The sequence below is a fragment of the Symbioplanes lichenis genome (assembly GCF_030709675.1).
Lineage (GTDB): Bacteria > Actinomycetota > Actinomycetes > Mycobacteriales > Micromonosporaceae > Actinoplanes > Actinoplanes lichenis.
In genome coordinates, this window is record NZ_JAUZQD010000027.1 from 57,360 (window position 1) to 72,297 (window position 14,938).

The following is a 14,938-nucleotide window of genomic DNA, read 5'->3' on the forward strand; positions in this document are numbered from 1 at the left end:
CACCCCGCCCCGACGCCGATTTTCTCCACGCGAGCCTTCCGGCCAAACGGTCGCGTTCCGGAGGCGACGAGGCGCGAACTAAACGGAAATGCAAGGTTGAAACAACAACTTCGGCCCAAGTCCGGTGTCACGGGCGAGTTGGGCCACTCTCGGCGCTCCAGCTACTCGTGGCACTCCGGGGCACCCAGCGCTTCGGCCGCTCATGGCCCCCGGCGCGCCCGGCGCTGCGAACGCTGACCATTGCTGGCGGCGCTCCGGCGTACCGAAAAAGTAGCGTGAGCGGTTCGCAGGCCTGGGCGCGGCGTGACGGCGCGCGGCGTGGCCTGACGGCGCGTGGCCTGGCCTGACGGCGCGTGCCCTGGCCTGGCCGCGAGTGGCGCGGCCTGGCCTGGCCTGACCTGGCTGCGCGTGGCGCGGCTGCGCGTGGCCTGACCTGACAGCGCGTGGCCGCGCGTGGCCTGACCTGACAGCGCGTGGCCGCGCGTGGCCCGGCCCGGGTGGCCCCGCCTGGATGCCCGGGGCGGCCCGGCCTGGCGTCAGTGAGCCTGGACCGACTCGCGGATGCCGGCGAACAGGTCGGACTCGGGGATCGGGCTGTCGACCAGGGAGCGGGCCAGTTCGTAGTCTTCGGTGGGCCAGACCTTTTGCTGGAGCTCGAGGGGCACCTTGAACCAGAAGCCGTCGGGGTCGACCTGGGTCGCGTGGGCGCGGAGGGCGTTGTCGCGGGTCTCGAAGTATTCGCCGCACTCGACGCGGGTGGTGATTTTGTCGCCTCGGTCCTGGCGGTCCTCGTTTTGCAGCCACTCGGTGTAGGGCGACTCGAGGCCCATGGCGAGCATGCCCTCGTGCAGGGCGAGCATGCGGGCGCGGGTCCAGCCGCCGTTGTAGTAGAGCTTGAGCGGCTGCCACGGCTCGCCCAGCTCGGGGTGCTGCTCGGGGTCGCCGGCCGCCTCGAACGCCGCCACGGCCACCTTGTGGCACATGATGTGGTCGGGGTGGGGATAGCCGCCGTTTTCGTCATAGGTGGTCATGACGTGCGGGCGGAACTCGCGGATCAGCTTGATCAGGGGCAGCGCGCCCTCGGCCGGGTCGACCAGGCCGAAACAGCCCTCGGGCAGCGGCGGGAGCGGGTCGCCCTCGGGCAGGCCGGAGTCGACGAAGCCCAGCCAGGCCTGGCGCACGCCCAGGATCTCGCGGGCCGTGTCCATCTCCTTGCGGCGGATGTCGGCGATGTTCTCCCAGACCTCGGGCCGGTCCATCTTCGGGTTGAGGACGCTGCCGCGCTCCCCGCCCGTGCAGGTGGCGACCAGCACATCGACGCCCTCGGCGACATAGCGCGCCATGGTCGCGGCACCCTTGCTGGACTCGTCGTCCGGGTGCGCGTGCACCGTCATGAGACGCAACTGCTCAACCACTGATAACTCCCTCGACCAGGCCTCGTGGGGAGGGCCCGGCTCCGGCTGCGAAGATGGACAGGGCCATTCTGGCCGATGGCACCGACAGTTTTCGCACGAGAGGCCCTCCAGGTGAGCGAGACGCGCGCCACAGCTCCGGTATTCCCGCCGGGCCGGTACGGCCGGCGCCGCGACGGGCGCCGTCGGCTCACCGGTCCGATCGTCTTCGCGGTGGTCATCGCGGTCGCCGTGATTGCGCTCAGCGTGCGGCTCTATGGTCAGTACGGCGACCCCGACTACGACGCCCAGATCATCGGCTGGGGTGACGTGACCGACACGTCGATGACGATCCGCTTCTCGGTGCGCGTCCCCTCCGGCGGCAGCGCGACGTGCGGCCTGCGAGCCCGCGACTACGACGGGTACGAGGTCGGTCGCGCCACCGTCACCGTCAGCGCCAAGGGTGACGACCGCACGATCGAGGCCGCCGAGAAGGTGCCGACCAAGTCCCGTGCCTCCGTGGGCGACGTCATCCGCTGCGACGCGCCCCGGTAACCGGCCGACCGGACAAGTGCGCAGGTCAGACGGGCTGACCCAGGAAACTGTCAGACCCGCCCGGTAACAAGGACCCAGACGGAAGCATCCGGCTCGGCGCCGCCCGGGCGCGGATCGTCCGTTTGCACCCTCCGCACAAGCGAATCGGCCGCAATGCACACCGCTGGTAAGGTGGGTGATTCGCTCCGTACGCTCGACCCGCTTCAAGGAGAAGAGTCTGTGACCAGTTCAGAGGCGTCGAAGACCTGGCTCTCCCAGGACGCTTACGACCGGCTGCAGGCCGAGCTCGACGAGTTGATCGCAGCCCGGCCGGAAGTCGCAGCCGAGATCAACGCCCGCCGCGAGGAGGGTGACCTGCGGGAGAACGGCGGCTACCACGCCGCCCGGGAGGAGCAGAGCCGCCAGGAAGGCCGCATCCTCTACTTGAAGGAGTTCCTGCGCAACGCGGAGGTCGGCGACGCGCCCACCGCCGACAAGGTCGCGCCGGGCATGGTCGTCACGATCTACTTCGACGACGACCAGAGCGACACCGAGAAGTTCCTGCTCGGCTCGCGCGAGATCGCCCAGACCACGGACCTCACGGTCTACAGCCCCGAGTCCGCCCTCGGCGTCGCCATCCTCGGCGCCAACAAGGGTCAGACGGTCACCTACACCGCCCCCAGCGGCTCGGACATCAAGGTCACCGTGGTGGAGTTCTCGCCCTTCGGCGCCTGACCGGCTCCGGCCCCTCCCGCCGGCGACGACGGCCCGGCGAGGAGACCCCCGGCGATCGGGGGCCCGGTGGAGCGAGTCCGGGACTGGTGTCCCGGCTGGGACTACGGCGATCGGCGGCCGGCTCACGCGGCAGATCCCGTGGATGAGCGGCAGATCCGGGCGACCCGAGCGACGCCCGAGCCGATGCAAGACGTGCTGCGGCGCGCACCGAGTGATGACTTGGTGCGCGCCGTTCGTCATGTTCGCCGCCGCTTTGGCCACGACCGGCGCTTCGACCCCGCCGCCGGATCGGGCCGCGACGCTCGGTGGGCCGGCGTGGCGGGCGGCAAACGAGGCGCAGCACGTGGTGGGCGCGGCGAGCGCGGCGCGGCGCGGCGACCAGCGAGCACGGCAACCAGCGAGCACGGCGCGGCGAGGGCGAGGGCGAGGCGACGGGGCCTGGGGCGGTGAGACACGAACGGCGGGCCCGGGGGAGGCGAGGACCGGGTGGCGGGTTGGGGCGGGGCTCAGGGGGTGCCGGAGAGCAACGTCACCGTGTAGCCGGATTCGCGGAGGGAGCTGATCAACGCCTCGGAGTGTTCGAGGCCGCGGGTTTCGACCGAGAGTTGCACCTCGACCTCGCCGAAGCTCAGCCGCGGGTTGTGGCGGGTGTGCATGACGTCGACGATGTTGGCTCGGTGGCGGGCAATCTCGGAGAGCAGGCGGGCCAGTTCGCCCGGGCGGTCACCGGTCTGGACGGAGAGGCGGAGGAAGCGGCCGGCCGAGGCCAGGCCGTGTTCGATCACGCGCATGAGGAGCATCGGGTCGATGTTGCCGCCGGAGAGGATGGCGACGACCGGGGGCTTGAGGTCGAGTTTGCCCGTGAGGAGGGCTGCGACGGCTGCTCCGCCGGCCGGTTCGACGACCATTTTGTGGCGTTCGAGCAGGAGGAGCAGGGCCGCCGACAGGTCTTCGTCGGTGACCGTGACGACCTCGTCGACCAGTGAGGACACGTGGGCGAAGGTGATGTCGCCCGGGCGCATGACGGCGATGCCGTCGGCGATGGTGGCCGACTCGGTGAGGGTGACCGGGGCGCCGGCGACGAGGGAGGGCGGGTAGGCGGCCGCGCCCACGGCCTGGACGCCGACGATGCGGATGTCGGGGCGGAGGGCTTTGGCGGCCACGGCGACGCCCGAGATCAGGCCGCCGCCGCCGACCGCGGTGACGATGGTGCCGGCGTCCGGGCACTGCTCGAGGATTTCGAGGCCGACCGTGCCCTGGCCGGCGATGACGTCCGGGTGGTCGAACGGGTGGATCAGCACCGCGCCGGTCTCGTCCGCGAACTCGCGCGCGGCGGCGAGGGAGTCGTCGACCGTACGCCCGGCGTACTCGATGTCGGCGCCGTAGCCGCGCGTGGCAGTGACCTTGGGCAGCGGCGCGCCCTCGGGCATGAAGACCGTCGCTCGGGTGCCGAGCAGCCCGGCGGCGAGTGCGACACCCTGGGCGTGGTTGCCGGCGCTCGCGGCGACGACGCCCCGCGCCTTCTCGGCGTCCGACAGGCGTGAGATGCGCGTGTACGCCCCCCGCACCTTGTAGGACCCGGCACGCTGCTGGTTCTCGCACTTGAGCCAGGCGGGCAGGCCCAGCGTGGCCGCCAGCGGCGCCGACGGCTCGAGCGGGGTGGTCTTGACGACGCCGGTCAGCAGCTTGCGGGCAGCCTCGACGTCGGCGAGCGAGAGCAGGTCACTCATGCCCCGATCGTGCCATTCCGCCGATGATCTTCGCGAGTGCCCAGATCACATCGAGACGAGTAACCACGCCACATCGAGCCGAGTGCGCAGGCCACATCAAGAGACGTCAAACGAAGGCGTGCCGCGTCCACGGGTTGGCGACCTCGAGCAACCCCGCCACCGAGAGCAGCAGCAACTCGGAGTCGGGCGGCCCCACGATCTGCACCCCGACCGGCAACCCGTCCGGCCGGACGCCCACGGGCACGACGATCGCGGGCAGGCCGGCGACGTTCCACGGGGCGGCATAGGGCGCGTACCTCATGTTGCGCCGCATGTTGCGCCGCCAGCTGCTGGTCGCGTGGCCGTCGGCCGGGGGCGGCGTCTCGGCCAGGGCGGGCGTGACCAGGATGTCGATCTCGCGCTCGGCGAAGAACGCGATCGCCTTCTCGCGCCAGGCGTCGCGCTGCGACTGCCGGACCCAGCCCCGCTGCCACGCGAGCTTGCCGAGACGGATGTGCCCGCGGCTGCGCGGCTGCAGGGCCTTGTGGTCGAGCTGCTGCGACTCCCTGTATGCCGACGCGAACCAGGCCATCAACCCGGCCATCCCGGCCGACGTGGGCACCGGCACCTCGGCGCTGATCGTGTCGTGACCAGCCTCACCGAGGAGGCGGACCGTGGTCGCGACGGCGTCACGGTTCGGCTCGTCCGCGCGTACCCCGGGCAGTGGGGAGCGCAAGCTCACGCCCACCCGCAGCCGGTCCGGCGGGGTGAGCTTGGCCGGCGGCCGCCCGGCCAGGACGGTGAAGCCGAGCGCGGCGTCGCCGACCGTGGTGGCCAGGATGCCGTGCTCGACCAGGTCGAACCAGTTGTCGACGCCCAGGTCGACGGGGAGCACGCCGCGGCCGGGCTTGAGGCCGACGATGCCGCAGCAGGCGGCCGGGATGCGGATCGAGCCCAGCCCGTCGTTGCCGTGCGCGATCGGGACCAGGCCCGCCGCGACCGCCGCCGCCGAGCCGCCGGACGACCCGCCCGGCGTGCGGTCGAGCGACCAGGGGTTGCGGGTCGGCAGGTCGACGCCGTCGGTGGTCGCCCACAGGCCCAGCTCGGGCATGCGGGTGACGCCGACGACCACCGCGCCCGCCCCGCGCAGCCGCCGGACGATCTCGTGGTCCTCCTCGGCGACCGGGGTGCGGGCGGCGGCCGAGCCGTGCCAGGTGGGCAGGCCGGCGACCGGCGTGTTCTCCTTCACCGCCACGGGCACGCCGGCCAGCGGGAGATTGGCCAGGTCCTCCTGCTCGTCGACCTTCTCGGCCTCGACGATCGCCTCCCCGCCGCGCACGACGCGGAACGCCGCGAGCGACGGGTCGGAGATCGCGATCTGCTCCAGGTGATCGGCGACCACCTGGGTGGCGTTGGTGTCGCCCCGACGGACCGCGCGCGAGATCTGCTTCGCGGTGGCACCCACCCATGTGGTGGCCAGGTTGTCCATGGTCCGTCCGTCTCCGTCGGTCGAGCGAGCTCAGCCGAGCGCCTGCTCCAGGTCCGCGAGCAGATCGTCAGCGGTTTCGATGCCGACAGACAGTCGCACGAGATCGGCCGGCACTTCAAGCGGAGAACCCGCCGCGGACAGGTGTGTCATCTGGCCGGGGTGCTCGATGAGCGACTCGACGCCGCCCAGCGACTCGGCCAGCACGAAGAGCTTTGTCCGGTTACAGATCTCGATGGCCTGGTCACGACCGCCCTTGGCCCGGAAGGAGACCATGCCACCGAAGCGCGACATCTGCTTCGCGGCGGTCTCGTGTCCGGGATGCGACTCCAGCCCGGGGTAGAGCACCTGCGCCACCTTCGCGTGCCCGCTGAGGAAACTGACGATGCGCTCGGCGTTGTCACAGTGCCGATCCATCCGTACGCCCAGAGTCTTGACGCCCCGCAGGGTCAGCCACGCGTCGAAGGGCCCGTTGACCGCACCCATCGCGTTCTGGTGGAAGGCCAGCTCGTCGCCGAGGCCGTCGGCCGCCGTGACCAGCGCCCCGCCGACGACGTCCGAGTGCCCGCCCAGGTACTTCGTGGTCGAGTGGATCACCACGTCCGCCCCGAGCGCCAGCGGCTGCTGCAGATACGGCGACGCGAACGTGTTGTCGACCGCGAGCATGGCGTCGTACTCGTGGGCCAGCCCGGCCAGCGCCGCGATGTCCGCGATGTTGAGCAGCGGGTTCGTCGGCGTCTCGGCCCAGATCAGCCGCGTCTTGCCGGGACGGAAGGCGGCGCGGACCGCGTCGAGGTCGTTCAGGGGCACGGCGGTCCAGTCGAGGCCCCAGTTCTCCGCGACCTTGGCGAAGAGCCGATAGGTGCCGCCGTACGCGTCGTCCGGGATCACCACGTGATCGCCGGGCCGGCACACCGTACGCAAAAGGGTGTCCTCCGCCGCGAGACCGCTCGCGAAAGCCAGCCCTCGCCGGCCGCCCTCGATCGCCGCGAGGCACTCCTGCAGCGCGTCGCGGGTCGGGTTGCCCGAGCGGCTGTACTCATAGCCCAGCCGCGGCGCCCCGACGGCGTCCTGCGCGTAGGTGCTGGTCTGATAGATCGGCGGCACGACAGCGCCGGTCCGCGGGTCGGGCTCCTGCCCCGCGTGAATGGCCAGTGTGTCGAAGCCGTACTCGTTACCCGTCATGAGGGGCAAGGCTAGTCTGTGCTTATCCGCAGCGGAAAACCGAAAGAAACTAACATAAAAGCCATGCCGGACTGCCTCTTCTGTGGGATCGTGGCGGGCACGGTTCCCGCGTTCAAGGTCGTGGACGAGCCCGAGGGAGTGGGCTTCCTCGACGTGCGGCCGGTCTTCAAGGGCCACGTCCTGATCGTGCCCCGCGCGCACGTGCCGCAGCTGACTGCCCTACCCGCGCCCGATTTGGCCGGATATTTCGGACTGGTGCAGCGCGTCGCCGCCGCCGTGCCGGTCGCGACGAAGGCGCAAGGCACCTTCGTCGCGAACAACAATGTCGTCTCCCAGTCCCAGCCCCATCTTCACTTCCACGTCGTCCCGCGGACAAAGGGTGACGGATTACGCGGCTTCTTCTGGCCCCGGCACAAATACGACTCCGACGAGGAAGCCGCTTCGTACGCTGAACGCATCAGCGAAGCCCTCGGGTAAGGATCACCGGCGGGTTGTTGTTGCACCCACCGGATGAAGGGAGTGACCGTGTTCCTGCGGTACAAGAAGCCTGAGCTGCCCACCGCCGAGCAGGCCCTGCCGGGCCGCCTGATCGAGATGCCGGTGAGCGACACCCACGAGGTGCTCGGCACGCCGATGAAGGGCCCCTGGCCGGAGGGCTTCGAGGTCGCCGTCTTCGGGGCCGGCTGCTTCTGGGGCGTGGAGCGCATCTTCTGGCGCCTGCCCGGCGTCTACTCGACGTCCGCCGGCTATGCGGGCGGCTTCACCGAGAACCCGACGTACGAGGAGGTCTGCTCGGGCACGACCGGCCACACCGAGGCGGTGCAGGTGGTCTACGACCCGGCGAAGATCTCCTACGCGGACCTGCTGAAGGCCTTCTGGGAGAACCACGACCCGACCCAGGGCATGCGCCAGGGCAACGACGTCGGCACCCAGTACCGGTCGGCGATCTACACGACGACGGCCGAGCAGGCATCGATCGCTCAGCAGTCGCTCGAGGCGTTCCAGCCGGTGGTGTCCAAGACCGGCCGCGGCGCGATCACCACGGAGATCAAGCCGCTGGGCCGCTACTACTACGCCGAGGACTACCACCAGCAGTACCTCGCGCCGACGAAGAACCCGAACGGCTACTGCAACCACGGCCCGAACGGCATGTCGTGCCCGGTCGGCGTCGCGAAGGTGCCGGCGGGCGACGTCGCCTACAGCGCACGGTAATCAGGTAGGACCAAAGAGCCCGGCTCCCCCGCGGAGCCGGGCTTTTTCGTGCAGATTGTCGGGGGCGCCGGCGGCGGCCGCAAGCCTCTTCGGGCCGGTTGTTCGGGGGCAGGCGGACAAGGTCATTCCTGCGGGTGGAAAAGATCGACAGCCGCCGACATGCCCGCCCACACTGAGGGGACGGACATTTCAGGAGGTAATCGCGGGAGGTACGCCCATGCCCAGGTTTCGCAGTGAGGAGGAGCGCGCCGCCTGGTCGCTGGCCGAGTCGCTGGTCGAGCAAGCGGTGACGATGATGCGGCAGGCCGAGAGCGCACTGGAGAAGTGGCGGCTGGGCAAGCAGCTGACCTTGGAGGCGTGCGCGCAGCGGGGCATCAGCCCGACGGACGCGGAGATCCGGTGGTCCTCGACGGCCGTCGCCAAGAACGCGCTGACCGACAACAGTTTTCACGTCGGGCTCGCGACGATGTATTACAACGCGGCGGCGGCGCACTATTCGCGGGCTCTTTATCTGCGGAGCCTGGAAGCCATGGATTACACCGTCTGAGCATGTGGAAAAGCGCCGCCACGACCGGGGCGGCGGTCGGGGCGGCGCTTCACCTGGTCCTGAAGTGCCGATGCCCGCACGGGGGACGAACACCGGACCTTCAGGGGCCTGTCGTCAACAATGCCGCCCGTTGCTGGGAGCAGCCTGTGCCCGAGCCCCAAAGGCGCTGGGAATGATCACGACAAGGGCGGGTCGACCGGCGCGGTCGCGGCGGGCGGTGCAGCTGTGTCCTTCGTCTCGCTGCCGGAAGCGCCGGAGGTGCCGGCGGCGCCGGCGGCGGCGTTGAGGGCCAGCCCGAGGACGGCACCGGCGCTGATGAGGCCCAGCCCGGCGAGGGAGACCTTGCGGCGTTCGGAATCGTTCACGCCGCCCAGCGTGACGCGATCAGCTGTGAACGAGCTGAAGGAGGCGTGCGGATGCCCGGACGCGCTTGATCGGCCAGACTGGAAGGCATGCAGACCGCGACGGAGACCGAACGCAAGTACGACGTTCCCGCCGGCTTCACGCTCCCCCCGCTCACCGGCGCGGGCGAAGCCGAGACGCACGAGCTGGACGCGACCTACTTCGACACGGACGATCTCCGGCTCGCGCGCAACAAGCGGACCCTGCGCCGGCGCACGGGGGGCACGGACGCCGGCTGGCACCTGAAGACGCCGGCCGACGGCGACGGGCGGACCGAGCACCGGCTGCCGTTGAGCGACGGCGACCAGGTGCCGGACGAGTTGACGAGCGCGGTGCGGCCCATTGTGCGGACCAAGGAATTGCGGCCTGTCGCCCGCCTGCGCACGCACCGGATCGAGACGCCGCTGCGCGACGCCGAGGGCCGCACGCTGGCGCTGGTCGCGCAGGACGAGGTCGGGGCCGAGACCGGCGGCCGCGAGCAGCGCTGGCAGGAGGTCGAGGTCGAGCTCGTCGACGGCGGCCCGGAGCTGCTCGACCAGGTGGAGGGCCTGCTGCTCGCGGCCGGTGCGACGCCCGCCGCCGGGCCGTCCAAGCTGGCTCGCGCGCTGGGTGACCGGCTGAGCAAGGCGCAGCGCCGCCGGCCGCGGAAGCCCGGGCCCGTCCTCCGGTACGCGCTGGAGCAGCGCGACGCCCTCGCCGAGCACGACCCCGGGGTCCGCGCCGGGGACGCCGAGGCCGTGCACAAGATGCGCGTGGCGACCCGTCGGCTGCGGAGCACGCTGAAGACGTTCAAGGCGTCCTTCGACCAGGAGCGCGCCACCCCGCTGCGGGACGAGCTGAAGTGGCTGGCGGCCGAGCTCGGCGCCGTCCGTGACGCGCAGGTGCTCGGCCAGAAGCTGGGCGACGTCGCCGCCGACTTCCCCGAGACCGCCGCGGAGATCCGGGCGAAGCTGGCCGGCGACGTCGAGACCGGGCGCGCGGCGCTGACCGAGGCGCTCGATTCCGACCGCTATCTGGCGCTGCTCGACGAGCTCGACGCGCTGATCGAGGGCGCGCCCGCGGAGGACCCGAAGGCGTCCCGGCGGGCCCGGAAGGTGCTGCGGCAGGCCGACCGGCTGCTCGACGAAGCGACGGCGGACGGCGTCGACGCGGAGCTGCACGAGGCCCGCAAGAAGTACAAGCAGGCCCGCTACGCGGTCGAGGTGTTCGCCCCGGGCGCCGGCAAGCCGGGCAAGCGGCTGGTCGACGCGCTCACCGATCTGCAGGACGTGCTCGGAGCGCACCAGGACTCCGTGGTGGCCCGGGAGGTGCTGCGCGAGATGTCGCGGACGGCGGCGGACGGTTTCCCGTACGGCGTCCTGCACGCCCGGCAGGAACAGGTCGGCGCCGAGACGCTGACCGAGCTGCCCGGGGCGATCTCCGCCTCGCGCACCGGGAAGCTGCGCTCCTGGCTGGCGTGATCGTTAACCCGGCGTCCACCAATAGGTCACACATTGCGAGTGGGTCCGTCGGTATCCGTGGGTATGAACCTTGTTCATGGAGGAAGAGCAGGAGCGCGCGGCCACACCCCCCTACTCGGGACCGATCGCCGAGCTGAGCGGCTACCGGGTCGCGGACGGGGACGACGACGACCCGGTGCTGATCAACGCCGACGGCACCCCGGTGGACACCTGGCGCGAGGACTACCCGTACGACGAGCGCATGTCCCGCGCCGACTACGACCGCGACAAGCGGCTGCTCCAGATCGAGCTGCTCAAGCTGCAGAACTGGTGCAAGACCACGGGCGAGCGCCTGGTCATCCTCTTCGAGGGACGGGACGCCGCCGGCAAGGGCGGCACGATCAAGCGCTTCATGGAGCACCTCAACCCGCGCGGCGCCTCCGTCGTGGCGCTGGAGAAGCCCAACGAGCGCGAGAGCACTCAGTGGTACTTCCAGCGCTACATCAAGCACCTGCCCGCCGCCGGCGAGATCGTGCTCTTCGACCGGTCCTGGTACAACCGGGCCGGCGTCGAGCGGGTCATGGGCTTCTGCACCCGGGTCGAGTACCTCGAGTTCATGCGGCAGGCACCGGACCTCGAGCGGATGCTGGTGCGCTCCGGCGTACACCTGGTGAAGTTCTGGTTCTCGGTCGCCCAGGGCGAGCAGCGCACCCGCTTCGCCATCCGCCAGGTCGACCCGGTCCGGCAGTGGAAGCTCTCGAAGATGGATCTCGAGTCGCTGGACAAGTGGGACGACTACACCGAGGCCAAGGAGGCGATGTTCTTCTACACGGACACCGCCGACGCCCCGTGGACCGTGGTCAAGAGCAACGACAAGAAGCGCGCCCGGATCGAGGCCATGCGCTACGTGCTCGACCGCTTCGACTACGACGGCAAGGATTTCGAGGTCGTCGGCACCCCGGATCCGCGCATCGTCGGGCCCGCCGCGCTGGCCGTGGAAGGCACCGAAATGTCCCCCCGCGTATTCCCTCGGCTGTAGCTCGGGTCTGTGATTTTTAAAGCGTTGTCGACAGGCCTTCCGGATGGTTAACGTAGCCGTACACGTGAAGGGAGGTGGTCCTAGCTTTGAGTACCAATGGGACTCGTGAGGTGGCTGTCCGCTAGCCGCTGTCCTCGACAGCTAGGTAAGTTCTTGTAGTACGTCGAGACCGTGTGGCAGCGGTCGTGGCGAGTACCAGGCAGCCACCCGACCCCCGGGGATCCGGCCTTGTCCGACCGGACCACCTCGCCCTTCCGGGCGTGGTGGAAGTCCCCGGGGGTCGCCTTATTTCGGGACGCGATCATGCGCGAGCTCACCGTTCTCGGAACGGCCAGTCAGGTGCCCACGCGGCACCGCAACCACAACGGCTACCAGCTGCGCTGGGACGACGAGGTGATCCTCTTCGACCCGGGTGAGGGCACCCAGCGCCAGATGCTCATGGCCGGGCTCGCGGTCACCCCGCTGACCCGCATCTGCGTCACCCACTTCCACGGCGACCACGCGCTCGGGCTGCCCGGCATCATCCAGCGGATCTCGCTCGACAAGGTGCCGCACCCCGTGCAGGTGCACTTCCCCGCCGGCGGAGCCGAGTTCTTCGGGCGACTGCGGCACGCGACGAGCTTCTACGACGTGGCCGAGCTGGAGCCCGTACCCGTGGGGCCGGGGTTCCGGGTCGAGACGCGGGCGGGCACGCTCACCGCGCTGCCGCTGCGACACTCGATCGAGACCTACGGCTACCGGCTGACCGAGCCTGATGGGCGCCGCATCGTGCCGGCGCTGCTGTCCGCGTACGGGATCAATGGTCCCGCCGTGGGTGAGCTGCAGCGCACCTGCCGCCTCGGGCGGGTGACCCTCGACGACGTCAGCGTGGCCCGGCCCGGTCAGAAGTTCGCCTTCGTCATGGACACCGGCCTGTGCGACAGCGTCTTCGCGCTGGCCGAGGGGGCCGACCTGCTCGTGATCGAGTCGACGTTTCTCGCCGAGGACGCCGCGATGGCCGCCCAGGTCGGCCATCTCACGGCGGGCCAGGCCGGGTCGGTGGCCCGTCAGAGCGGTGCGCGCACGCTGGTCCTGACCCACTTCTCCCAGCGGTACGCCGACAGCGCGCGCTTCGCCGAGGAAGCGCGCGCGGAGTTCGACGGCGACATCGTGCTCGCCGAGGACCTGATGCGCGTCCCGGTGCCGCCGCGGCTAGGTTCGACGCATGAGCGTGCTTCTGCGTCCCGCGGCTGACGGCGACCTTCTGGGCATCGGGGCGCTGCACTTCCGGTCGCGGGCCTCGGCGTACGCGGGGTTCCTGCCGCCGTCGGCCCTGTCCTTCGGCTCGCCGGAAGCGATGGGCGAGTGGTGGGCCGAACGCTGGAAATGGGAGCGTGACAACCACCGCATGACCGTCGCCGAGGTCGACGATGAGCTGGCCGGCTTCACGTATCTGGGGCCGGACGAGGAGCCGGGCGTGGCGTTGCTGAGCGCTATCCATGCCGCGCCCGCGTTCGTGGGGCGCGGGGTCGGGAAGGCGCTGATGATCGACGCGCTGGCGGCTCTGCCTGCCTACGGCGACCGGGCCGTGTTGTGGGTGCTGGAGCAGAACGCGCGGGCTCGGGCGTTTTACGAGCGTGGGGGCTGGGTCGCGGACGGGGTGAGTCGGGTCGACTCCATCGGCGGCGCGCCGACGCTGCAGGTGCGTTACGCGCGGGCCCTTTAGGAGGCGGGGACGCGTGACCGAGTTGATGCGGGGGAACCTGTGGTCACGCGTCCCCGCCAACCGTGCCCCGTCCTGAACCGTGCTGCGCCTGGCCGGAGGCGCCGACCGGCGGAGGCGTGCCGGTCGGGTCGGTTCGGGACGGGTCCGGGCGCGGGACATCGGCGTGCTGGCGGGGCTACGCGATGTCACCGCGGAACAGGCGTCGGCGCCGGGTCACTCCTGCCGGGGGACGGTCGGGGCACCCGGGACTGACGCCCTGTCAGGTCAATTCATCGTCGTCCTTGCTTCGTCGCACCGCGGGCCGGCTGTCGTCGAGCAGCCCGGGCATCTCGCGGACACTGTTGAGGTCGTGCCGGAAGGTCCACGCCTCCCGCCACGGCCGGCGCGACGCGGCGTCGGCCCGCTCGGCGATCCGCCGCGGGGCGCACGGCCACCGCCATCCACACCAGACACAGTTGCCGTCGTGCCCGGCACTCGCGTGACGAGCGAGCATCCGCTGCGCGTCCTGCCAGAGCAGACGGTCCACGATCCCGGCCGGCGCGGCCTGGTCGACCATGACCATGGGTGCTGGTACCTCCGTCCGATGCGTCGCTCGCTGTCCCCCATACAACCGCCGCGGCCCACCCAACGATCGGACTGAGTGTGCGACCTCCGCAACTATCCGTGACCATCACTGCGTTGTTGACCTTGCCGTCGGGGCAGACCCCACCCTGACCCCATGACGGAACGCGCACTTCTCCTCGACATCGGCGGCGTCCTCGAACACACTCCCGCCACCGGCTGGACCGCCCGCTGGGAGCTTTCGCTCGGCCTCCCGCCCGGCGCCATCGACCGCCGTTGCGCCGACCTCTGGACCGCCGGCGCAATCGGCGACATGACGGAAGCCCAGGTCATCGCCCGCCTCGAAGCCTGGCTGGGCCCGGCCGCCGCGGCCCGCTTCCTCGACGACCTCTGGACCGAATATCTGGGCTCCCCCAACGAGGAACTGATCGCCTACGTCAGGACTCTCCGCGGCCGCTGCCGCCTGGGCATCCTGAGCAACAGCTTCGTCGGCGCCCGCGAACGCGAAGAAGCCGCCTACGCCTTCCCCGCCCTCGTCGACGAGATCCTCTACTCCCACGAGACCGGCCTCGAAAAGCCCGACCCCGCCGCTTACGCCCTGGCCGTCGATCGCCTCGGCGTCGCCCCGCACAACTGCCTGTTCGTCGACGACCTGCTCACCAATGTGACAGCCGCCCGGACCGCCGGCCTCGCGGCCGTCCACCACACCGCCAACGCACCCGTCATCGCCGCGATCGAAGCCTTCCTCGCCCGCCCGCCGTCGGAGTCTTAGTCCTTCCAGACAGCCCCCCTTGGACGAGGTGTTCGGGTGTTGCGGGATGCGGGTGCATCACGTCCACCCGGCGCCACGCGGGGCTGCGAGATCAGCGCGCCTGGTCCATCCCGGCGCCGCGCGGGGCTGCGAGATCGGCGCGCCTCGTCCATCCCGGCGCCACGCTGGGCTGCGTCATGCGGGACGAGGCGCCACGCGGGGTTGCGGGGTGAGCGCAACCC

General features: G+C 70.8%; 16 protein-coding genes. 10 read left to right on the top strand and 6 right to left on the bottom strand.

What is annotated here, in order from left to right:
* Window positions 1-536: 536 nt before the first annotated feature.
* Entirely contained in the window at window positions 537-1,415 is an 879-nt protein-coding gene (gene mca / locus RAN62_RS39735; RefSeq protein ID WP_305790058.1) for a mycothiol conjugate amidase Mca, read from the bottom strand.
* A 111-nt stretch (window positions 1,416-1,526) separates the two neighbouring features.
* On the opposite strand from mca, the gene RAN62_RS39740 reads away from it, so the two are divergent.
* Both RAN62_RS39740 and greA read left to right on the top strand, forming a co-directional pair.
* Complete coding sequence (locus RAN62_RS39740; protein ID WP_305790059.1) at window positions 1,527-1,946, top strand: DUF4307 domain-containing protein; 420 nt, start codon at window positions 1,527-1,529, stop codon at window positions 1,944-1,946.
* Between the two features lie 219 nt (window positions 1,947-2,165).
* Window positions 2,166-2,660 carry a transcription elongation factor GreA gene (gene greA, locus RAN62_RS39745; protein ID WP_305790060.1) on the top strand — a complete coding sequence of 165 codons (495 nt, stop codon included), beginning with the start codon at window positions 2,166-2,168 and terminating at the stop codon, window positions 2,658-2,660.
* 506 nt (window positions 2,661-3,166) lie between these two features.
* On the opposite strand, the gene ilvA is transcribed toward greA, so the two are convergent.
* The 3 genes from ilvA to RAN62_RS39760 all read right to left on the bottom strand — a co-directional run bounded on the left by ilvA (window position 3,167) and on the right by RAN62_RS39760 (window position 7,040).
* The gene (ilvA, locus tag RAN62_RS39750) at window positions 3,167-4,390 is read right to left on the bottom strand and encodes a threonine ammonia-lyase (protein ID WP_305790061.1); all 1,224 of its coding nucleotides are present in this window, start codon (window positions 4,388-4,390) and stop codon (window positions 3,167-3,169) included.
* A 106-nt stretch (window positions 4,391-4,496) separates the two neighbouring features.
* Entirely contained in the window at window positions 4,497-5,858 is a 1,362-nt protein-coding gene (locus RAN62_RS39755) for an amidase (RefSeq protein ID WP_305790062.1), read from the bottom strand.
* A 30-nt stretch (window positions 5,859-5,888) separates the two neighbouring features.
* Window positions 5,889-7,040: a cystathionine gamma-synthase gene (locus tag RAN62_RS39760; protein ID WP_305790063.1), complete on the bottom strand. Its 1,152-nt coding sequence runs from the start codon at window positions 7,038-7,040 to the stop codon at window positions 5,889-5,891.
* A gap of 63 nt (window positions 7,041-7,103) precedes the next feature.
* Here RAN62_RS39760 and RAN62_RS39765 point away from each other — a divergent pair, with 63 nt between their 5' ends.
* The 3 genes from RAN62_RS39765 (at window position 7,104) to RAN62_RS39775 (ending at window position 8,799) form a co-directional block, all read left to right on the top strand.
* The gene (locus tag RAN62_RS39765; RefSeq protein ID WP_305790064.1) at window positions 7,104-7,517 is read left to right on the top strand and encodes an HIT family protein; all 414 of its coding nucleotides are present in this window, start codon (window positions 7,104-7,106) and stop codon (window positions 7,515-7,517) included.
* A 48-nt stretch (window positions 7,518-7,565) separates the two neighbouring features.
* The gene (gene msrA / locus RAN62_RS39770) at window positions 7,566-8,252 is read left to right on the top strand and encodes a peptide-methionine (S)-S-oxide reductase MsrA (RefSeq protein WP_305790065.1); all 687 of its coding nucleotides are present in this window, start codon (window positions 7,566-7,568) and stop codon (window positions 8,250-8,252) included.
* Between the two features lie 217 nt (window positions 8,253-8,469).
* Window positions 8,470-8,799, top strand: a complete 330-nt coding sequence (locus RAN62_RS39775; protein ID WP_305790066.1) for a hypothetical protein — start codon at window positions 8,470-8,472, stop codon at window positions 8,797-8,799.
* A 176-nt stretch (window positions 8,800-8,975) separates the two neighbouring features.
* On the opposite strand, the gene RAN62_RS39780 is transcribed toward RAN62_RS39775, so the two are convergent.
* Window positions 8,976-9,164, bottom strand: a complete 189-nt coding sequence (locus RAN62_RS39780; protein ID WP_305790067.1) for a hypothetical protein — start codon at window positions 9,162-9,164, stop codon at window positions 8,976-8,978.
* 87 nt (window positions 9,165-9,251) lie between these two features.
* On the opposite strand from RAN62_RS39780, the gene RAN62_RS39785 reads away from it, so the two are divergent.
* From RAN62_RS39785 to RAN62_RS39800, 4 genes are all read left to right on the top strand, one after another.
* Window positions 9,252-10,661: a CYTH and CHAD domain-containing protein gene (locus tag RAN62_RS39785; RefSeq protein WP_305790068.1), complete on the top strand. Its 1,410-nt coding sequence runs from the start codon at window positions 9,252-9,254 to the stop codon at window positions 10,659-10,661.
* Window positions 10,662-10,737: 76 nt separating this feature from the next.
* Window positions 10,738-11,679: a polyphosphate kinase 2 gene (ppk2, locus tag RAN62_RS39790; protein ID WP_305790069.1), complete on the top strand. Its 942-nt coding sequence runs from the start codon at window positions 10,738-10,740 to the stop codon at window positions 11,677-11,679.
* Between the two features lie 303 nt (window positions 11,680-11,982).
* The gene (locus tag RAN62_RS39795) at window positions 11,983-12,912 is read left to right on the top strand and encodes a ribonuclease Z (RefSeq protein ID WP_305790074.1); all 930 of its coding nucleotides are present in this window, start codon (window positions 11,983-11,985) and stop codon (window positions 12,910-12,912) included.
* A complete protein-coding gene (locus RAN62_RS39800) occupies window positions 12,884-13,384 on the top strand; it encodes a GNAT family N-acetyltransferase (RefSeq protein ID WP_305790070.1) in 501 nt (166 codons plus the stop codon). The genes RAN62_RS39795 and RAN62_RS39800 overlap by 29 nt, the downstream gene beginning before the upstream one ends.
* 259 nt (window positions 13,385-13,643) lie before the next feature.
* Here the strand turns inward: RAN62_RS39800 and RAN62_RS39805 are convergent, their stop codons facing one another.
* On the bottom strand, window positions 13,644-13,946 hold the full coding sequence (locus RAN62_RS39805; protein WP_305790071.1) for a hypothetical protein: 303 nt from the start codon (window positions 13,944-13,946) through the stop codon (window positions 13,644-13,646).
* 156 nt (window positions 13,947-14,102) lie between these two features.
* Here RAN62_RS39805 and RAN62_RS39810 point away from each other — a divergent pair, with 156 nt between their 5' ends.
* Complete coding sequence (locus RAN62_RS39810) at window positions 14,103-14,717, top strand: HAD family hydrolase (RefSeq protein WP_305790072.1); 615 nt, start codon at window positions 14,103-14,105, stop codon at window positions 14,715-14,717.
* The last annotated feature ends 221 nt before the right edge of the window (window positions 14,718-14,938 follow it).